This is a genomic window from Chitinophaga silvisoli (genome assembly GCF_003412465.1).
Lineage (GTDB): Bacteria > Bacteroidota > Bacteroidia > Chitinophagales > Chitinophagaceae > Chitinophaga > Chitinophaga silvisoli.
The window spans coordinates 298,300-320,835 of sequence record NZ_QTJV01000001.1 but is presented as its reverse complement, the minus strand read 5'-3'; the positions used below and the strand labels follow the sequence as shown (position 1 = coordinate 320,835).

At 43.4% G+C, this 22,536-nt stretch carries 12 protein-coding genes and 1 tRNA gene; 2 read left to right on the top strand and 11 right to left on the bottom strand.

Features of this window, described 5'->3' with window-relative positions; translation table 11 throughout:
* Positions 1–16: 16 nt before the first annotated feature.
* The 7 genes from DXN04_RS01445 to DXN04_RS01415 all read right to left on the bottom strand — a co-directional run bounded on the left by DXN04_RS01445 (position 17) and on the right by DXN04_RS01415 (position 14,180).
* The gene (locus DXN04_RS01445; protein WP_199414966.1) at positions 17–3,022 is read right to left on the bottom strand and encodes a SusC/RagA family TonB-linked outer membrane protein; all 3,006 of its coding nucleotides are present in this window, start codon (positions 3,020–3,022) and stop codon (positions 17–19) included.
* Positions 3,023–3,628: 606 nt separating this feature from the next.
* Positions 3,629–8,032 (bottom strand): DUF6443 domain-containing protein, encoded by a 4,404-nt coding sequence (locus DXN04_RS01440; protein ID WP_199414965.1) that lies wholly within the window; start codon positions 8,030–8,032, stop codon positions 3,629–3,631.
* A gap of 11 nt (positions 8,033–8,043) precedes the next feature.
* Positions 8,044–11,301: a SpvB/TcaC N-terminal domain-containing protein gene (locus DXN04_RS01435; RefSeq protein WP_116851526.1), complete on the bottom strand. Its 3,258-nt coding sequence runs from the start codon at positions 11,299–11,301 to the stop codon at positions 8,044–8,046.
* Between the two features lie 255 nt (positions 11,302–11,556).
* Complete coding sequence (locus DXN04_RS01430) at positions 11,557–12,348, bottom strand: carbon-nitrogen hydrolase family protein (protein WP_116851525.1); 792 nt, start codon at positions 12,346–12,348, stop codon at positions 11,557–11,559.
* Positions 12,349–12,410: 62 nt separating this feature from the next.
* Positions 12,411–12,481 (bottom strand) — tRNA-Gln (locus tag DXN04_RS01425).
* Between the two features lie 82 nt (positions 12,482–12,563).
* The gene (locus DXN04_RS01420) at positions 12,564–13,568 is read right to left on the bottom strand and encodes a glycosyltransferase family 9 protein (RefSeq protein ID WP_116851524.1); all 1,005 of its coding nucleotides are present in this window, start codon (positions 13,566–13,568) and stop codon (positions 12,564–12,566) included.
* 3 nt (positions 13,569–13,571) lie between these two features.
* The gene (locus DXN04_RS01415) at positions 13,572–14,180 is read right to left on the bottom strand and encodes a DUF4254 domain-containing protein (RefSeq protein ID WP_116851523.1); all 609 of its coding nucleotides are present in this window, start codon (positions 14,178–14,180) and stop codon (positions 13,572–13,574) included.
* A gap of 122 nt (positions 14,181–14,302) precedes the next feature.
* On the opposite strand from DXN04_RS01415, the gene DXN04_RS01410 reads away from it, so the two are divergent.
* Together DXN04_RS01410 and DXN04_RS01405 are read left to right on the top strand one after the other, a co-directional pair.
* Positions 14,303–14,824: an RNA polymerase sigma-70 factor gene (locus DXN04_RS01410; RefSeq protein ID WP_116851522.1), complete on the top strand. Its 522-nt coding sequence runs from the start codon at positions 14,303–14,305 to the stop codon at positions 14,822–14,824.
* Between the two features lie 25 nt (positions 14,825–14,849).
* Positions 14,850–16,163, top strand: coding sequence for a S41 family peptidase (locus tag DXN04_RS01405; protein ID WP_116851521.1), 1,314 nt, complete (start codon positions 14,850–14,852; stop codon positions 16,161–16,163).
* A 131-nt stretch (positions 16,164–16,294) separates the two neighbouring features.
* Here the strand turns inward: DXN04_RS01405 and DXN04_RS01400 are convergent, their stop codons facing one another.
* From DXN04_RS01400 to DXN04_RS01385, 4 genes are all read right to left on the bottom strand, one after another.
* Entirely contained in the window at positions 16,295–16,903 is a 609-nt protein-coding gene (locus DXN04_RS01400) for a hypothetical protein (RefSeq protein WP_116851520.1), read from the bottom strand.
* Positions 16,904–16,934: 31 nt separating this feature from the next.
* A complete protein-coding gene (locus tag DXN04_RS01395; RefSeq protein WP_116851519.1) occupies positions 16,935–17,693 on the bottom strand; it encodes a hypothetical protein in 759 nt (252 codons plus the stop codon).
* A 72-nt stretch (positions 17,694–17,765) separates the two neighbouring features.
* Positions 17,766–19,163, bottom strand: a complete 1,398-nt coding sequence (locus tag DXN04_RS01390; protein WP_116851518.1) for a hypothetical protein — start codon at positions 19,161–19,163, stop codon at positions 17,766–17,768.
* Between the two features lie 70 nt (positions 19,164–19,233).
* Positions 19,234–22,464, bottom strand: a complete 3,231-nt coding sequence (locus DXN04_RS01385; protein WP_233525497.1) for a TonB-dependent receptor — start codon at positions 22,462–22,464, stop codon at positions 19,234–19,236.
* Positions 22,465–22,536: the final 72 nt, after the last annotated feature.

Genomic DNA, 22,536 nt, shown 5'->3' with positions numbered 1-22,536 from the left:
TCACACATTTAGACGATTAGAAAGTAAGATTAAAACCTGCCATGTAAGTAGAGCTCACCGGATAGATGTCCAGTTCTATACCGGAAGCGATTGCTGTACCAGGCAACTCAGGCGTATAACCGCTATACTTTTTGAAGATGATAGGGTTTTGTGCAGTAGCAAATACGCGCAGTTTGCTGATACCAGCCCAGCTGTTTACAGGCACACTATAACCGAGGGTGATATTGTTAATACGGAAGAATGAACCTGATTCTACAAAGTAATCAGATGGAGTTGGAATCGCGTTGGAAGCTCTTGGCACATTTGTGTTTGTGTTGGTAGCGGTCCAGCGGTTTGCAGCTACGCTCGCTTCTACGTTATCGTTACCCAGGCGAACTGCTTTCTTACCGTTGAATACCTTGTTACCTGCATTACCATACATATCCACGGAGAAATCAAACGCTTTGTAGTTGAAACCTGCGTTGATACCATAGAATACTTTTGGCTGGTAAGAACCTTTGAACACACGGTCATTATCATCGATAGTACCGTCTTTGTTATTGTCTTTGTATTTGAAGTCACCAACAGTAGCACCGGTGATGTGTGCGGAGTTGTCAATTTCGGACTGTGTCTGGTAGATACCATCTGTTTCATATACCCAGAAGCTACCGATTTCTTTACCTACTACTGTATATGTTACGATATTACCATTGTTAAGGCTACCACCTTTCAGCTGCAGGTTACCTTTTACTTTTTCAACATTGTTTTTGTTGAAAGTAATGTTACCACCAATGAAGTAGGAGAAGTCTTTATTCACTTCCTTGTTCCAGTTCAGGGTTACTTCCACACCTTTGTTTCTTACATCAGCAGCTCTGGAATAAACAGTCTGGTCAGCATCACCCAAAGTAGCAGGAACAGTAACATTGATGTAAGCATTGGTCAGCTTGTTGTAGTAGCTCACACTACCGCTCAGTTGTTTTTTCAGCACTGCGAACTCAAGACCCGCATCCACACCAGTGGTTGGTTCCCAGGTAGCACGCGCATCCCTGATTTGGTTGATAGTGATGGCTTGTTGTGGGGAATAAGCATTACCGCCAAAGTTGTAGTAATAGTTATCGACAGTTACGCTATTCAGGGTAGCCAGACCGCTCACGTTATCATTACCTACACGACCATAACCAACACGCAGTTTCAGGTCGTCGAAGATAGTCTGATCCTTCATGAAGCCTTCCTGTGTCACGATCCAGGAAGCACCTGCAGAGTAGAAGGTACCCCATTTCTGACCGGTTGGGAAGTTGCTGGAACCATCTCTTCTGATGCTACCGCTCAGGTTATACTTACGTTTGTAGGTGTAAGTCAGACGGCCATAAGCAGAAGCTCTTTGTACCAGTATACCATCGTTGTAGATGGTTACGTTTGTCAGGTCGCCCTGGCCCAGGTACCACAGGTTTTTCCTGTTAGGCACACCTTTTACAGAACCGTTCAGGGTATCACCTTTGGTACGTTCTGCAGAGTAACCTACGGTTGCAGTAATTTCATGCTCATTGTTGAACACCTTGTTATATGTCAGGTTGTTATCAATGATGTAATAGAAGTTCTTAGCACGACCTATTTTCAGAATAGAAGTATCATTCTTCTGACCACTCCATACCTGGTAAGCTGGTGTATAATTAGTGGCATTATTGTTACGGTTATCAAAGTTGAAGCTGCTATGCAGGTTCAGGCCTCTGATTGGAGAGATGTCCAGGTAAGCATTACCCTGCATTCTCAGTGTATTCAGGTAATCGTTGGTATAAGCGAGATCAGCTACAGGGTTAGCTACGCTCAGGTTCTTTTCAAAACCCCATGAGCCGTCAGCATACTTAACCGGTGTAGATGGTGCCATGCGGTAAGCATTAGCAAACTCGTTGTTTTTGAAATCGGTATGGGCAATGCTCAGGTTCAGGTTGTGACCGAATTTCAACCAGGCTGCTGGTCTGTATTCGTTATTGATCCTGATTACACCACGTTTGTAACCCGTACCTTTCTGAATACCGTTATCATTGAAATAACCGGCACTGAAGAAGTATGTGGTTTTTTCAGAGCCACCGCTGATGTTGATATTATAGTTCTGTACGATACCGTTGCGGGTAATCTGGTCAAACCAGTCAGTGCTGGTATTGATAGTGTCCAGGTCATAAATTGCACTGGCACCACCACGAATATTTGCCTCGTTGGAGTACTGTGCGTATGCTTTACCACTTGCCATCTTCACCTTGGAAGTAGGTGTTCTGAAACCGGAATAAGCATCCAGGCTGATTTTCATTCCACCTAATTTACCTTTCTTGGTAGTTACCAGTACCACCCCATTACCGGCGCGGCTACCGTAGATAGCTTGAGAAGAAGCGTCTTTCAGTACAGAGATAGATTCGATATCGGAGTTGTTGATGTTTGTGATATCAGTAGTGATTACACCGTCTACCACGTAGATAGGGTTAGCATCACCAGATACGGAGCTTACACCACGGATACGCAGCTGAGGTTGTGCACCTGGCGTACCGGAAGCTGTTACCTGCACACCTGGAGTTTTAGCCTGAAGACCCTGTGCAGCTGTCAATACAGGTTGTTTGGTTACTTCAGCACCTTTTACAGCACTTACAGAACCAACTACCTGGCTTTTACGCTGGGTACCATAACCTACTACAACCACCTGGTCGAGTTGGCTGGCGTTCTTTTTCAAGGTAATATTCAGGGTAGCCTGTCCGCCTACAGGAACTTCCTGATTGGCATAACCAATAAAGGAGAAAACCAGTGTAGCATTTTCATCTGCTGTGATGGTGAAAGAACCATCCTGTTGTGTAGTTGTACCTCTTGATGTCCCTTTAATTGCGACTGAAACAGCCTGCATAGGTTCGCCTGTTTCGTCGATTACTTTCCCTTTAATAACGATATCAGCATAGGTAGCAGCAAACATTGTTGCTGGAAATAAGAGAGTTAGGAAAAGCGCTACAAACAACCATCCAGCCGTCCACTTTTTGTGAACAGCCATAACTGTAGAATTCATAATTTTATGTATTGAGATGATGAATCCAGCCCGCCAAGACTGGGTTTATTTCGATTTAAACAGGGGGGAATGCGCCAACATTCTCCCTATTTATTTAAAGGAAATTAAGGTGATAGTTCTGTGTTAATACTACTCATGAGTGGAATTTTACAGTCAAAAAATCAAATATCCTGTCTATAGATGATGGCCCACCTAAGGTCAAAATCAATGGAACACACGTCCCCGTTTATTTTTTCATTACGTTCATGGATTTCACTGTTGTTTTAAAGTATCAGTTCAAATAGTTTACTTCGCTCTATAATGGTTTCCGAATTTTAACATTTACATAACAATACGGCCGTAAGATATGAAGATTATTGTATTTAGCAAAAGTATTAGTTGATTGATGGTAAGGGAAAATGTATTTCGATGATAATGAATGTTTATTTATCGATATATAGGGGAAATACATAGATAAATGTTGTGACATATAAGTCGATAAGGGGAAAAATAAAGGGGAAAAGGGTTGTGTTAAGAAAAAGAATAATTGAAAAGGCTTGTAGTACACTACAAGCCTTTTCAATTATTCTTTTTTAATAGCAACGCAAAAGCACAGCGTTTGCCAAACTATTCTTTATCTAAACTATTGAAATTATAAACAGGTACATAGTTCACCGACTTTTTAGCCGTAACGGTGCTATTTAATATATGAAAGTTCGCCGCGCTATGAGTTTTTTCTGAACGGAATACACCTGTACTACCGGAAATTGGTAAGAAGCCATTAGTTTTACCAACATTTGCTGTTTCACCCTTTGCCACATTTTCTCCTACAGAAAAAGTTCCAACGTGACCATGCTTACCAGCCCCTGCATCATAGCTATAAAGTGCCAACCTATCCTTTGATCCTGCCTCAACAGCCCCTGCCTCGTCTGTTGATGTCAATAACGAAGAATTGGCAAATTTTTGTGTCATATCATTTGCCATTCCCGTCATCAGTAATCCATCCGAATTGTCAGTTGCAGATTCAACGGCCTTTAGAACATTTTGGGTTGCATAATTACAATAGGTATTTCCGTCCCGGGGAACCAGTGACGGATTATCAAGGTTAAGCTTCTGTGTTTCCTGGATAACTGTTGTTAAATTGACAACATTGTTCCCTTTCTGGCTTTCATCAAACCCTACAAAAACATAAGTTTTTCCCTCTTTTGCGCCTGTTTGTTGATACATAGCATTAGAACCATCTTCCACGTGTTTGGTAAACAAACCCGCCTTATCATAGAAATCTGATGCCGGACCTGCCGCCCTTCCATCAGGGTCGATAAATCTTACCGGGTTGTCCAATGCGTAATTATACGGGGAAAATCTTCTTAAGGAATCACTTAAGGGATCCATCTCAAACCACCGTCCAACCTGCTGATCATACATCCTCGCCCCATAATCATACCACTCCAACCCACTCGCATCTCCAAACTCCTTATTCTGCTTCTCCTTCCCGTTATACCCAAACTTATTCTCCAGGCTATTCACCGCCTTCGCAGATATCCCCTCCATCGTCAACCCATACGGATAATAATGGGTCTCCTCCAACAATGCCCCCTTCGTATGCAACACCGTCAAATTGTCAAAATATACCGGCTCATTACTCTCATTCAATGTATAAATATAAATAAACCCTGTCTTCTCTACCCGCATAGCCGCCACATTCAACTTATTAATCACTCCCGGTCCATCCTGCGGCTGGCGAATACCACTATTCCCACTCACCATATTAAACTGATCATCAAACATCACATAGTTAAGATATGCTTTGGGTTTACCTGACGCATTATTACCTGCATCACTATTCTTCAATGTATTATAAGTCGCATCCGTAAATTGAGTCTGAATAGGTGAACCTGCCCCAATACCAGCATGTATCCCATCACTTACCGCATTCCCGGTAAACGCCTGTAATACGGCTGCCGCTATCTGTTGCGCAGTTGAATTACTCGTATTAGCCGCTGTACTATTATAAGCAGCTGTAGTATAAATTTGAATAGTATCACCAGCCATTACGCGCAATACAAGTGACGGGCCTATTTTTTGACCAGTAGCACTCAGTTTCGCTACATAGTTATTCGGACTGGTCGTAGCATCAGCAGGATAACCACTTGTAATACCTGAAATTGCAGTACGGGTATTATCAATATTACTGAATAATGCATTCTCCTTTGCACTCACCGCAGTTTCCATCGTTGCAGTGTAAACAGCAGTATCACGTTGTGTGCCCAATACGACCCTTATATTTCCCAAATGATCTTTTTCAAAGTAATCATAGGTATATGTAGTCGCTTTCCCTGAATCATAAACAGGACGAATCCGCCCCTCTTCATGTGCTATATACTGCAAAGTATCCTGTTGGTATAAAAACCCGCCAATGTAATCATTAACTGTAGTTTTAACCGGTGAAACTGTACTATCAACAACGGTCTTTTTTAACTTTGTACCAACTGCATCATATTGATAAGTAATTGTTCCTTTGGTTTTAATGGAGATCTTCTCAGGACGTGCCAGGAAATTATAACTAATCGAAGTTATGCCCTTATTCAAGTCACTGGTCAGGTTACCATTAGCATCATAAGCATAATCGTTTACCATAGCTGCATTTGCCCCATCATTGAAATCGCCCAGTTTAGCAGAAACGGTATTGCTACTATCCGTAACTGACAACAGCTTATTACTTCCTGACTGATAAGTATACTTCAATCTATCTATAGCACTAATCGTAGTTCCTACCAGTCCCTGCTGCTTCATGGACCCAATATTTCCATTCGCATCATACGTAAGGTTAGCAACAGAAAAATCAACTGTACTATTAGCCCATGCACCTGCGCTATTCTGAGTAAAGTCAGCACCTGTCAAACGATTATTCAAATCATAAGAATACCCGAAGGCCCTGGCAATACCATCATTAGCACCCTTCCATTTTGCGCCAGCTATATTACCGTTGTATTGATTACGGGTAAATCCATAGTCATAACTCAGTTCCTCTCCAAAATAGTTAGTCGTACCTGTAGCATTTACATATGCTTTATTGATACCTTGTAACCATCCACGGATATTATAAGTATAGGTTATCGTATCCAATTGTGTTGATGTTCCTGTCACATTGAGCCTTTTTCGCTGCAATTGTCCAAGTTCATCATATGTACTGGCCGCAAGAGTTTGATCCTGTGTAGTATTGTCATTCAAACGCTTGGTTATGCTTAACAACCTTCCCGCTGCATCATATGTATTCATCGTCAGCAATGTAGTTTGGGGTGTCAATGAACTCCTGGAATTTGAATGACGAAGATAAGTGCTGAGAACTTTCCCGTTAAAATCATAAAGGCTTGTACTGACATCCTTTCCCCCGGAATGATTATCTCCTATTGTTTGAATAGTTCTACCCTTATCATCATAATAAGTAGTTGCTGTAAGCCACTGATCAGTGCCCAGTACCCTCACCTTCGCTCCTGTTGCCATCCCCTGCGTCAACGAGCTTGCAACGGAAGGCAATGCTTCGGAATATGAATTAGATCCGGCCTGAGGCTTTGCAATATCCGCTGCCACGTAACCGAATGCACCAGTATAACTATAATTATCATAATAAGCGTATGTCAGTGGAGTCAGACTACTGCCACTTATAGACGGCAAAGCATTAGCAGCGGTAACAGTAGTCGTACCGGTATTACCCGTCGTGATTTCTGCTGTAATTGTCATGCCATTTGTAGACTCAAACTCTGGCAGTATTGTTATACTATTACTGGCAATATAAGATGTCGTTGTTCCATCATAACTGTTCAATACCAGGTCAGCCTGAACGGGGAAACTATAGGTAATACTCTGTGATCCTGAGGTTGCTGCATTCATACCTGCCTGCAAGGCCTGCCTCGTAGTATTAGCCTTATAAATAGCCGTCATCGAAACACGGTTCAGATTATCATAAAAATTCGCCAGCCATTCCTGAGGCGATGCCGCCCTTTGCACTGAATCCTGTGTAAAGGCCACCCTGTCTCGTACGTCATATACCACATATACCGCTCCCGCACCTGGCATTTTTTTAACTACTACCCGGTCACGTTCATCAAACTGGTATTGAAAACATAACTCATTTGCAATACTGCTACTGATAGTCCAGCTATTGGCTATAACAGCATTGGTAGCAAGCGGAGGCATTACAAATGCAAGGTGCCCCAGATCATCATACATGTAATATGTACACAACCAGCCATCGTGGGAACCATATACGGATGAAATCAACTTTTTGACAAGAATCACACGATTATTTTTATCTGTAAATTCAACTGTCTGCTGTCCGTTTTCATCAATACTAATATTCTTACGTAAGGAACCATGTGGATAAACTCCTCCACTAACAGGCAGCCCGGTAGTTAAATTCCAAATCCTCACTTCATCACTGGCACTATTAACCAGGTATTGCTTCTGAGCAGGATTTGCAGCCCAACTATTTCCGGGAGCCGCCACCTTCAATATCCTGTTTAATGGAGATGCCTCATAAGTATTCTGACTATAATAAATACTCTCTCCTGCAACGCCAGGGTTCAGAGTACTACTCTGATAAAACGTCTTCTGACTATTGAATGGATCTGCCTTAAAACTACCATCGCTTGTATTCCCACTTTGCTGTGTATAAGGAAGATACTGGTACTGTTCCCTTCCATATGGATCATAAAGCACTGGCTGTACCAGATCATTCCCGGCAGGACTGATTCCTTTTGATACAGTCTGGATAGTTCTGCCCAATCCGTCAGCATATTCTGTATTCATCTTAACTTCTGCTACGGTACGGGAAGTTGAACTAACAGCAGCTGTATCGGAAGTAGGCATTGAGGGTGACCAGGTACGTACATAGTTAATCACACCTGATGAATAGGCGGCCGGAACTGCGACGGGTGTGGCCGTCGGCCGTGTAGAAGTGGCCAGGGGTATATTCTGGGCATACAATGCATTACCTATCAGCAATGATGCCCCAATGAATATTTTTTTCATAAGTAACCGGGTTATTGGGTGATAGGTTGTGCATATTGATAACTCATCTGCTTGAGGATCTTACCATTCTGATCCTTAATCACTTTCAACCTTCCAAACAGATCATATTCATAATAAGTTGTTCTGCCAGCAGGGTCAGTTTCACTGGTCACACCTATTATTGGTTTAAACGTATAACTACTAACAAGGACATTTGTCAAGCCAGTTCTGAGCTTATTTAATTCTGTTCTCAACACATCATCACCTGACGGGTTCCTGATTACACTGGTATTTACCTGCGCAATCGCATTTGCATAAGTAGTACCCGTTATCTTCGCCACAGGGTAACAATTATTATATCCCCATATATACGCCTCAGTTACATCATTTACCTTATTCTGCTCGATAATATTTCCTACACTGTCATACCTGCTAAAGCTGATCTTCGCTTCATAATTGGCATTCTTCACCAGATCACCGCCACTAATAGCCGCCGCTGAAAAAGATGTGAGAGACACACTTCTTTTTATTGCAAACGCCGTATCCATCTGTACCTGGATTCCTGATACCGCAGGTACAGTCTTATATTTAATGTATTTCGCGCCCAATGTCGTCGTCACCCCACTCTTCACCTGCTGCATATACTGCTCTATCACCAGGTTATGAATACTGCTATCCTGCATCGTCTTAATCGCCGCCAATCCCGCACTCAATGACCCGGAAGGAATCGTATAATCTGTCGGATACTTCGTATACGTCCACACATCATCCCCTTTCGAATTCGTTGTATGCAACCTTGTAGGCTGAATATGATCCATATTGTCATAATAAGTATCCACCACTGTGACCATTGAATCAGTTCCTGCGTACTCAGTTGTCGTTGTCTTTGTAAGCAATGCCCCATCACTACGATAATTATAATAATTAGAGGTGAAATGCTCCCATGGATAACCGATATAGTAGTACCTCTTCACTCTATAGGCAGGTTTCCAGCCGGTAATATATCTCTTCAGGAAATCAGTATACACATTCTCCTGCTTAACCAGTAATTTCCCCGTATTATCATAAGTATATTGGGCTTTCAGCATCCCCTTCTCAGGATCTACATTTGTTGAGGGGCCAAAAGGATAAATATTCAGACCTGATGAATTATCAGTTAACGCATAAAAATACCTGATACTTCCATTCTGGTTATCTGTCTCCAATACCTCCTTATAAACAACACCACCGCCCCCAGCTTCTATTTCATTATTAGCGGCAGAAGTCCTATAAGTCATATCACATGCTAACTCCTGTAAGGAACCGTCATAGGTATTGGCACCCGGAGCAGGTTTCCAAACCGTCATCTTATACTTATACACCGGTTTATTTGTCAGGTATCCTGAAGACAACCCAGTCTGGCCTGCCAGATTATAAGTATAAGTTTTAATGATATCGTTACTATGATTAATGCCATCATAAGTCGTCATAGACTTTAACCGAAGGCCACCACCCGTTGCAATAGCCGTAACACCTGTGATGGCCCTGTAAGTAAGATCAAGTGTTGCCTTTTCATAAGACACCGTCGGCTCAGAATGTTCTGCATGTAATACAAAATGATACTCGCCAGAATCAAGAGGAATATAACTGGTACCGTTGGCTACTGGTGAAACCGCCCCGGTTTGCATATTCCGTAATTTAAGATTGGCAATATTCCCATTGCCTGCCTGCGCGGAGGCTATAGATTTAACATACTGGAAGTAAGGTATATTTACTATAACGCTATCTTCCTTATAATCAGGGTAAGTTGTATTACCATTCACGCCTGTTGTCACTGACTTTGATGCATTAAGTGTCTGATAAACAGCATCATTCACTGCTATCGAATTGCTATAGTGGCTATAAGTATTGCTTTCATAGGTAAAAGTGGTACTTCCTCCTGTCGGATAGGTAATACTCTCTAAGATGTCTGCCTTTGTATAGGTAAAATAAGGTTCCCGGTCACCACCAGAAGTAACACTATCCGAAGGTAAAAGGGAATAATTTCTCACACCGTTATAATATCCCCAGTGATCCTGTGAAAAGGAGTTGATAGCCGGCAAATGAGTGCTATTATAGCTAAGGGAATAAGCGCCTATCACATTATTACTGGCATCCGCCTGACTCACCTTTGCCAACAGCAGTCTTGAAGGAGTCGTATAAGAGAACAGGTACTTATTCAGGTCAGTATATACACCATTAAATCCGGAAGAGAATGTAATATCACTCAGGGCATAAAACGGATCGTTGCTGGAGTTAGCAATATCTGTTCTTACTGTATTATAGTTAAAAGTGACTTTGCCCCCGGGGAAAGTAATACTCTTTAAAATCTGCTGCTGGCTCACGCGGTTGTTATAGCAGGTAGAAACAGTCGGGGTAGCACCTGGACAACCCTGAATGGAAATACCCGAAACCAGCACTGATGGGGAACTGGTTTCTGTTTGTGTAACAGATGGTGCAGGCAGTCCCTTCTCTAAATCATAGGTAAAGTCTATCGTACGTTTACTTTTTGGCAAAATGATCTGGGTAAGATACCAGGAAGAAGGATAAGTTTCATCGGAACCACCACATGAAGAAGTTGATATTGTCCAATCCTTGTTTCCAAAGATATACTGCGTGCCATCAGGTGTAACCATTTTAAAATACATGTCAGTTCCGGTCTGGTTCACCCATGTAATCTTTATATCTCTGTAAGGCAGTAATACGATCTGTTGATTTGTATCAACGACAAATTTACCACTGATGCCCCCTACATTATAGCTAAACTCATCAGGTTGGGTATCCAGCTGATTTGTAGCTGCTTTGCTGAAAATCTGGTAGTCATCAGCACTGGTTATATCTCCGGCTCCCGTCATTAAAATGCTTTTTCCACCACTACCACCCACATAGCCTACTCCTGATGTCTCATCAGGCAACCCTCTCATTGTCCGGGTAATAACTCCTCCCGCAATCAAAGACCATCCCAATCCCACATTGGAAGCAATATCATTCACCCTGTTACCACCCGCATGATAAGACAAACTCAAATCCGTACTAAACTCACTACCCACAGTAATCTTCCCCAAAGGAATGGATACTGAAGGCAACCCATTGAACAAATTCACAGGGACATCCCCGTATTTTCCCAAAGCAGCGGCATTAGGGGCCGGAGGAGATACACTAAAAATGGTCGGGTTAAGGTCGCTCTGCTCCTGGGCCCAAAGCTTACCTGTAAGCAGCAACAATAGGGTAGTACATAGAAACCGCCATTGCTTAAAGGAATTGTATTTCATTGTTTAGATTATATGTATAGGAACTAATAAAGCCTTATCCAGGCTATTGCATTCTTTAGATCACTGCATTCTTACGAACAATATACCGGATTACAAACCGAATATTTCATAGCATATGACTTCAATTTGAAAGATTTGGGCTATTATGCTCTCCCCTCCGATTAGGTAAATTTTACACCAAAGTAGTAAAGTGTTGCAGTATTTCAAATTCTATTCTTAATGGTTAACTAACACCCCCTATAACGATATGTAACACTATGCATACAACCACTTCTTAAACCGCTTTGCCAGCAATCCTGTAGCCAGCGATGTATCTATCTCTGCTACCACCACCCCAGGCTTTCCATATTCCCCATGCACCACACACCTGCCATCCGGCGCTATCAACGAAGACGCTGCCTCCGGATACCTGGATGCATAATTAGAACTCCCTACATAGATGGTATTCTCCATTGCTCTCATCATCACTGCTTTCTCATAATAAGGGCTCTGCGGACTCCCCCACTCCACCGGCAACACGCCTTCCGTATTACTCCCTACAAAGTGTGGGAAGAATACAATCTTCGCATCCTGCTGCGCAGCCCATCTCACAGATTCCGGATACCTGAATCCTTCATGACAGATTGTAATACCAATCTTCACCCCATCTACCTCAAAAATACTACGCGTAGTACCCGGTACCCACAACACATCTTCCGTAGGATCCAGCTGGTTTTTAGTCTGGTACCCCAATACTTTTCCTCCAGCATCTATTACAAACGCTACATTCAATAATTCCTGTGATGCACCATACCAATCCATAGGCATTACTATCGCCATCTTATTTTCTGCAGCAATTGCACATACCTGGTTTAAAGCATTTTGTAAATTCTCAGGATTACGTTCTTCAGGAGCATATCCCATACCCGGATAACCAGGAATAAAAGACTCAGGGAAACAAATAATGGCAGCCTGCTTGTCAGCAGCTTCTTTTACTAACTTTTCGGTCCAGGTTAATCCGTCTTGTATGGACGATGGAAAGGGCGGGGAGGCTAAGGCGATTTTCATGGATCAAATTTACTAAACCCAATAGAAAAAGCCCGCTCAATGAGCGGGCTTCAACTTCTTTGTTGTCCTACCAGGATTCGAACCTAGACAAACTGAACCAAAATCAGTTGTACTACCATTATACTATAGGACAATACCTCCCTTATTTCAACAACTCGCTGTCGTTATTTGGGATGGCGAAATTAGTAAAATTTTCTATTCCGCAAAAAAAACTTTTAAATCTTCTCAATTATTTCTGAAACCGGTAGCTGCTCCATACACGCATGATCCCCCCTGAAACACGGCTTGTTCCCAAAGATACTACAAGGCCTGCAATATAAATCTATCTGCGCCGCCTGCTCCATTTTCTGGCCATATCCCATAAATCCTGCGTAAGGATGCGTGGCTCCCCACACCGATACCACCGGAACACCAAAGAGTGAAGCCAGGTGCATATTTGCCGAATCCATGCTGATCATTAGATCCATCTGGCTAATAATAGCCAGCTCTTCCGGCAACTTAAATCTTCCCGCCACCACTATCGCCTGTGGATAACGCTCAGCCAGCTCCTGCAATTTAGCTACCTCAGCTGCACCACCCCCCATCAATAATACTTTCGTATTCGCATGCTGCACCAACTGCCCCAACAGGGTCGCTATTTTATCAAAAGGGTATGTCTTTTCTTTATAAGTTGCAAACGGTGCCAGTCCAATCCATTTATTTCCACCTTTCGCCTCCATCCCTGCCGGTAACTCACGGCGACCAAATACCGGAGCCGTACTACTCATATCTACCTCATATCCTAATGAACGGAACACATCCGCATACCGCTCTATCGTACTTCTCAAAGGCCGTAAAACCTTGTTTTCTTTAGCCGCCAATGCCTTTTTTTCAGCCCTCCCCTTATCAATCACCGCCACTTTACGCCCCGTGAGCCTGAAAAAAGTCCTTACGATCTGTGAACGCAATACCTGGTGTAAATCTGCTACCGCAGCTATGCGATATTGAGACCTTAGCGCTTTAAAGAGCCGGTACAGGCCTCTCACGCCTTTATGGGCCCCTTTCAGGTCAGCAGGAAAAAAATGTAATCCTGGAATACCTTCACACAAAGCACCCCAGTTCTTGTTTGACACAAAAACGATTTCCACTTCCGGATGGGTCTGCAATACCCGCTGCATAACAGGAATCGTCATTGCCACATCTCCCATGGCCGAAAAACGGATGGCCAGTAATGTCCTCATATCTTAATTGGAAGCGCTCTTGTAGAGAACAGGGTTCAGAGAAGGATCGTTGTACATCTTCATCTGCTTGTACACTTTCATATACTTATTGCCGGCAGCGATATCTTCCAGCAGCTGGTTGATCGCAGTACCCAGATCTTTCCTTTGCTCCAGCAATACATCCAGCTTACGCTGACATGCTTCGCGGTGCGCCGGAGTCGCATCAGTACGGGTAGCCTCTTCCCGCATATGGTAAATCTTCAGCGCCAGGATAGACAAACGGTCTACTGCCCAGGCCGGACTTTCTGTGTTGATGGATGCACCCGCACCTGGGGTTACATCATTATATTTTTCGAGGAAATAACTATCGATATATTCTACTACATCTGTGCGCTCCTGGTTTGACTTATCAATCCAACGCTTAATCTCTAAAGCTTTCACCGGATCGATCAATGGATCACGGATGATGTCTTCCAAATGCCATTGTACTGTGTCAATCCAGTTTTTGAGGTATAACAGGTGCTCTATCGCGGTTTTCTCATAAGGATTCTGGATAGGTTGATACACGCTGTTATGTACATGATAATCAGCGATGCTCTGATCAAATATTTGATTGCAAAGTTCTGTAAACATGAAGCAAATGTATACAAAATGGTTAAATAGGAAGAAGGAGATTTTAATCCTCTGAACTTTAACATTCAAGTAACAAATGCTGCTTACATTTATTTCGCATTTTAGCCTTATATCAACACTATATGTCTGATAACCCATCCAGAATTCTCTTTGGTCAGCTGTTTGAAGCTAACAGGGAAAAAGTGTACAGGTTTGCATACAAGCTTACTGACGACCGGCTGCGGGCGCAGGAAGTAACACAACAATGTTTTATTAAGTTATGGGAAAACATACATAAAGTACAGGTAGGACAGGACGTATTTCCGCTCCTCTTCGTATTTGTCAAACACATCGTCATCGATGAAACCCGGAAGCTCTACCGGGAACGGAAATCGCTTGCCCAGCTGTCTTCCGGCCAGGGCCCGGTCGCCGACCACAGAGATGACCAGACTTTATTGCACAAAGAATTCCGCGAACAGATCCAGAAAGTAATTGAAAGAATGCCGGCACAACGCCGGAATATCTACCTGCTCAGCAGGGACAAAGGCAAGAGCTACAAAGAAATAGCCGATCAGCTCAGCCTCTCTCCTGCCACTGTAAGAAACCACCTGAATCTCGCCCTGCAATATATCAGGCGCGAAATGATGGCCCACTATGACATGTGATCTCACCCAATGAACCTTTTTTTTTATGCTCCGCACAACGACCATTGCCCTGGTGGCATTACTGTTTTTTGCTGCCTGCCACAAAGATGATGCACCCGATGTGACACCCACCGGTCCTGTCACTCAGCAGGAAACCAACAAGTGGATATTGGATAGCATGCGCTACTTCTATCTCTGGAATAGTACACTGCCTTCCACCGTAGATACGACCCTGAGCGCCACTGATTACTTTGCCAGTCTGAAAAACGCCGAAGACCGTTTTTCTTTCCTGTACAAACCCAGTGATAACTCCACGTATCCTAAATATATGCTGTCCCGGTACGGCATCTTATTTTCAGTTATTGAGCAGGATGGCCCCAAAGGTGTTATCCAACTCGTTATTCCCGGTTCTGTTGCAGCCCTGAACGGCATCAAAAGAGGCGACTATTTCACTGCCATCAATGGTACCCCACTTACCAGCAGCAATGCCGGTGAGTTGACCGCCGCCATGCTGGCCGGTAGTTTTTCTACCCTCACCATCAACGATGCTGTCATTACCCTGCCCGCCCAAAGCCTGGGGGAAAATCCCATTTACCAGCAGGACACTTTTATGGTGAAAGATAAAATAGTTGCCTACCTGTTTTACAATTACTTCAACGATACTTTTAACACTGCTTTGCAACAAATCTTTCAGTCCTTCAAAACCGCTGGTGCATCAGAATTAATTCTTGACCTGCGCTATAATCCCGGAGGCAGTGTTGCTGCTGCTGCTTTGGTGAATGCCATGATCGCCCCGGGCATTACAGAGCAAAGTGTCTTCGCTAAATATTCAGGGAACAATCACCTGGGCAACAGAGACGTTACCTACAAATCTGCACTCTCCGTGCCCGAAAGCGGCAACCCCATTTCTTTTTCCGCACTGGCCGATAAACGCCTCTCCCTCTCCCGGGTATTCATAATTACCGGCGAAGCAACTGCCTCCGCAGCGGAGCTCACCATCAACTCGCTGAAACCTTATATGCAGGTAATTCAGATCGGCGAAAAAACGTTTGGAAAGGATAAAGGAGCTGTCATCATCAGTGACACCCGGATTCCCTGGACACTTATGCCCATTACTTACAATCTGTTCAATGCTAAAGGTACCGGCGGATACACCAATGGTATTTCTCCCGATTATACCATCGATGAAATGTCTGCACTTCCATTGAAAACGGTCGGCGATCACACTGATCCCCTCATCGCTAAGGCCATCTCCATTATCGATGGCAATGCAAAAATCAGTACCCATTCAGGCATGGTCAAACATTATTATAATTCACAAATACCGGCTGCGCAAAAGGAGATAATCATATGCAGGTAATAAAAGTCTGCTGTAGATACAGCGGACTTTTTTGTTCCTAAATGGGGATTGTTTTAATGCTAACTTCAAATATTATATTGAGAGACATAAAGTGTATACTGTAGAAACAGTATACCAGCATCAAACATTTATCAAAGATCATTATAACCTTCAGTATTGATAGAAACTCCTGTATCCATGGTAACATGGTCAATGCAGGTTTTGCTACCCACCCCCAGGAATAAAATACCTGGTGAGATCATGTGATGAAATTTCAGCTCCACATAATCAATGACCCCTGAACTATCTTCAGGCAAATCGCCACCGTAAGACAGCTCTTTACCCTCCGGCAATACAAATGATTTCCGCTGAAATGCGTTTCCCATTAGCATCACCCCGTTCAATCTGGCATGAACAGTGTCTGTAAACTGAAATCTGATTGGTAAACCGGCAGTACCCTGTGCCACCAGTTTTGAGTCACGAACAATGATAATCCCGCCGCCGCTTTTGGCAGCAGGATCTGGTAATACCTTAATTTTCGTTCCGGGTTCTATGCGCAGTGAAGACCTATTGATTATATATACCCAACCCTTCACACACCAATTGCGGTCATTCGTCAATAGTGTATTGGCACTAAATACGCCCCGCAATGTATCATCGACGGGCACGATTTCCTCCTTCGTGTGCTGAAGAGGTACATCCTCCTTATCGCAGGATGCCAGCAGGAGCAGGATAGCGATATATAAAACCAGGGTTTTCATAATAGTAACTGCTGTAACAGCTCGCTAATAACTAATAGATAGCGTAATCAGGTAAGTACATATACAAACCTCCCAAATCAAGCGCGTTCAAGGTGATAATCTCACGCTTACCGGCCTCAAAATAGGGGGACAGATACTCTGAGCCAATACCATCCATGATAAATTCTCCGGTAGTTTGACTCTTTATTTTAATAGCATATGAGATAGATGAACCATCATCGTCGGTCACCCTGATTGTTGTCAGATTTGGATGAAGTTTTCCTCTTTCTACATCTTTCCACACGATATCCGTTGCTTCATAATTTCCATCTGTTTTATTGAATTTAAACAGATAAGCATCTACCTTTTCATCGGCCACAGCACCTTCAGGCAGGCCATTGAAAAGGAAAAATGCAGTAGAATCAGCACCTACAACCGCATCACTTGCGTTGGTAAATGCGTTAATTCCCAATGCCTGGCTATATGCGATTTTTAAACCCACCCTTTCTCCTGCACCAACAGATATGATGGTATCAAGTACCAACGAATCCTTATCCGCTGTCTTAAATGAAATAGTTGTTGATTTTCCGGCTGTCAGCATCAGCGGAGAAGCAATTCCGATAGCAGTTCCGCCAGATAAGGAACCTACTTTACCATCCCCGATATAAACATCTAATGTACCTGAACTCGGCAATGCCAGCATTTCAGCTGAAAAAGAACCAAAAGCATATTCTTTAACAGGATCCCCCTTTTTACAAGACGTCATCAATGTCAGTGCGGCCAATGAAAAAAACAAAGTAAACTTGAGCATTTGTTGATTATTTTTTAAAAGCAAGTGTGGAGAAAAAACTCTCCACACTTGAATGATAGAAACAGAAAGATATTAGTACCTGGACCAACCGGCAGTCCAGTCTGTACCACCGAAACTGAATGCACCTGAACCCTTCACCTGTGCAGGGCTCGAAGTAGAAGCAGGGAACCAGTTAGCAGCAGAAGAAGTAGTAGGTCTTGAGAACGGAGCTACCAGCTGAATAGCTGCGTTAGCATTGGTTGCATTGGTAATAGCTACGTTGCCGCTGGTCAGGGTTACAGAGCAAGGGCTAGAACCTTCTGTACCGAATGGAGTAACATATGCATGCACAATGTTGTTAGTCAGAGCAGACAAACCTCTGAAGTAAGCACATGGTGTATTACCCAGTGTACCATCCAGAGAGAATCCTTTGTTGAAGCCCATGAATACTGAGTTCTGGATGTTGAAACGAGAACTTCTTCTCAGGTGAGCAGCACGACCATAGCTACCGGTACCAGATGGCTGACCATTGGTGATAGAAGCACGGGTTGGAGTTACACCTACGATAGTCATGTGGTTAACTACTGGCAGGGTTACAGGAGATGCAGTAGAATCACCAGTGGCATTGTTATCGCTTTCGATACCGTTAGACTGGCTCTTATCTGCACGGGTAGTATCAGACAGACCTAAAGCATAGCTAATTGAACCAGAGAAACCATTGTCGAAATCGAACATATCGTCCAGCGCATCAACAGAAATCAGATAAGAAGGGCTAACGCAACCACCGAAGAATTCGAATGCGTCATCTTTAGATTTGTAAACCTCTACGTGGTTAATGGTAGTACCGGAACCAACACCAGCTAATGTCAGACCGTTAATTTCGTTATCAGTTGACAGTTCATAACCAGCATACTCGATACGAACATAAGTCAGAATACCAGAGTTGTCAGAACAGCTTGTACCAACATTACCACCGAAAGTAGCATTAGCTGGAGGATTTGTTGGGATACCTTCTACCTGTACACGGCCACTGTGGTTAGTTGGCGCATTACCTAAGATAACAACACCAGACCAGTCACCTGAAACAGGAGTAGTAGCTGCAGATGTGAATACGATTGGGCTTGCAGCTGTACCCTGAGCAAGCAGCTTTGCACCACGGGTGATAACCAGACCACCACCAGGTACTGAAGAACTTGTGCTCAGATCACCTCTGATAGTAGTACCAGCATCAATGATCAGCACGTCTGCTGAATCTACGTATACCAGACCACTGAGGTGCCAGGCTACGCTGCTGGTCAGGTGAATGCTATCAACTACAGTATGACCGGTACCTAAAACACCGGACAGTGTGGAACTGGTAGGAACTACCTGGGTTGCGGACAATGCACGATCACCTGCTACACTTGCATCCTTCTTACAAGAGCTTACCAGAGCTGCGCTGATTATTGCAGCTGAGGCCAGAGCGGCGAAAATTACGGGTTTTCTTTTCATCTTGTTGATGTTTTCTTAAAGGTTAAAAATTGCATACCTGATCAGGATATATATGTGTGAAACGCGTTTACTAGAACTTGTAACTGATTGTAATACTATAAGTACGGCCTGGCTTTGCTTCATAATTGATCAGATCTTTCCCGTTCTGATACAGCAATTCTTTGGTAGATGGAGTCTTTTTCCCGTTGGTAATGTCAGCATCACTATAACTGTTACGATATACAAGCGATGAACTGTTCAGCAGGTTGGCAATATTCAGTTTTACCTCTCCCTTCTGCTTCATAAACCTTACTGCCAGCTGTGCATCCAGCGATTCCAGCGGACGCTCATACAGTGAATAGATAAAAGCTACATCCGGACGGAACATGCGGTTTGATATATAATTGTACACCAGGCTGAATGAAGCAGGTTTTACATCGTAGAAGATACCTGCATTCAACATGTAATTACTGGCACCAGTCTGGGGTCTCTTTTCTTCTTTTCCTATCGTTTCGAGCGGAGTTACTTTCAATGGGTTATTTGGGTCTACAGCATTGTAATTCACAGTCATCGGTGTTACGTATGCCCTCAGTGCCGTGAAGTTTCCATACAAAATAATGTTACGCAATACAGGTACTTTCGTGAAGCCGAGCGACTTGCGCACCTCCAGTTCCAATCCGTAATTCTTTGCATTTTTATTATTCTTAAGGTTATAGATACCACCACTCTGCTCGTCGTTGTAAATCTCCATAGAGTAACCAAAATTCTTGTAGAACAGGGACATAGACAGCACCTCTCCTGCTCCAGGATACCATTCATAACGGAAATCATAGTGGTGAGCAATCGTTGACCTCACCAGTTCACTCTGGTAAATACCACCTAATTCAAAATCGTATTCCCTGAAGAACGACATCTCACGCAGGTCAGGCCGAATAATACTCTTGGAGTATGCAAGACGCAGGTTCATCATGGGAGTCAGACTATAAGTCAGGTTTACGGAAGGGAAGAAATTCCAGTTAGGCTCCCTGTTGAGTAACTCACTATAATCAAACTGCTCATCAGTGCCACGGGTACTGTTGATATAATGGAATAATGAATCCAGCGCATCATTCGCTTTGTTCAGGTTGTAGTATTCGGCTCTTACACCCCATACCAGGCGCCACTTGTCGCCGATTTTATCATCCAGCATCAGGTACATACCGTGCAATGCTGCAGTTTTATGAAAATCGTCAGAGAAATCACTGATGTAAATACTGCCTCCTCTTTCGGGTGTGAATGCGTGCGCCAATGCGGGATAGTCAGCCGTATTGTAGTTTTTAGAACCGGTATTCAGTACATAGAATAGTCTGTCTTTTCTCCAGCCGGCATAACCTGCTTTGAATATATTCTGAGAAATAAAATTGCCCGGACTAAAATTAAACGGTACTGTCACACCTGCATCCCAATTGTAGTTCTTCTCATAAGCACGGCTCCACCAGCGTAAAACCCCTTCACTGATACCACTGCTAAATGGGTTGCTGATATTGAATTCATTGGATTCCAGTTTGCCATCAGTAATCACATCTGCCAGCATCTGGTGATTGTCCGGCTTCTGTTTGTCCATGACTAAATAACTCCCCATCCACTTGAATTTCACACCCTTGGTACCTATGGAATGTTCACCTTTTAACTGATGTTGCCAAAGGTCTGTTTGTGTAGTCAGGTCATAAAAACCCAGCAGCATACCACTTGGATCAGAGTGCTGTCCTTTACCAACAATCAGCTGCTGATCGTAGGTTCGCAGGAACAAGGCCTGGTATCCTATACGTGTATGAGGTGTTCTTAACCCGATACCTGCCAGTCCGCCCAGATTAGTAGTGAGCCCAAAACGCTGCCCGCTGAAACCTGCACGATCAGGATCATCAGCATTCACTTTACCATCAAAGTTGTCACGACTCATCCTGATATCCTGTGTCTGAAAAGTATTGCGATAACTGGCAGATACTACTATCCCAACCTGGTCCTTTGCCGATACATTGAATACCTTACCGGCAGAGAGCTGATAGTTCTGAGACACTGGTGCTTTCATTTCATATACACCCCAGTTATTACTAAATGCAGTGGCTGCATTGTCTTTTGCAGCATAAGCCGCTTTAATTTCTGTTGTATTATTCCAATCCAGCTTCCCCAGCAGATTGCGATGCGGTGCCGCTTTGCCCCAGTATTCACTACCATCTAATTTGAGAGAACGAAAATTCTTGCCGGTAGTCATTGAATTATAACTACCGCCTGCTGCTACATTCAAAAAATTCTGAGTAGGAATATCCAGTGTATTTACTTCTACCAGGCCACCACCAAATTCAGCGCTGCGGTCAGGTGTCAGCGTCTTTACCACAGTTACGTTTTCTACAATATTGGAAGGGATAATGTCGAAGCTGAAATTCTTTCTGTTCAGTTCTGTACTGGGCATCACCTGTCCATTCAATACAGCCTGGTTGTATCGCTCACTCAGACCACGTACTACTACATATTTATTTTCCATCGTAGACAATCCACTTACACGTTTCAATACTTCACCAATATTTTTATCAGGTGTACGGCTGATCTGTTCAGCACTGATGCCATCCGTAATACCTGCGTTATTCTTTTGAATAGCATACAATCCTTCAACAGATGCACGCTTGTAATTACCGGTTACTGTCACCTCTTTCAAACGGGAACCACTGCTTTTCATCACTACGTTCAGTGGTGTTACGCCTTTCGCTGTCACATTTACATCAGTCACCTGGCGTGTATCAAAAGATACATAGCTGAATGTAAGAGTATACACACCCGGATTCAATGCCAGCTCATAGGTACCATCTACACTGGTGACCGCGCCCTGTCCGTTGTTGACCTGAATAGTCACACCAGGTAAAGCTTCGTTTTTAGCATCCACGATCTTACCACTTACACGACCTTTTTCAAGCGAAGCATTGCGGAGCTGTTTTCCTTGTTTCAACGCCACCGTATTGTTTGCGTACGTAATGTCAATCGGCGCATACTCATCCAGGTAATGTAATACGGAGGATAAGGCCTGTGCCTTGAATTTCACTTCTTCAAGTGCACAATGTTGCAGGTACTCGGGATCGTAAGCGAAAGTGTACTTCGTTTGTTGTTCAAGCGATTTTACAACAGCTGCTGCATTCGTGTTCGCAAGGTTTACAGATACCTTGTCGTTCAGAGATTGGTAGGATTGCGCTGACAGCGCCACGGTAGTTCCTGTGAGTAAAAAACACAACAGGAAAGCCTTCCAGGAGTGCATAAGTTCCCCATTACAAAATCTCTTTGTAGATTTTTGCATACTTCAGAATTGCGTTTATGTTAAAAATGATAGGTGCGGGTTGTCCCCTTCATGGCACAATCAGGTGCCAGT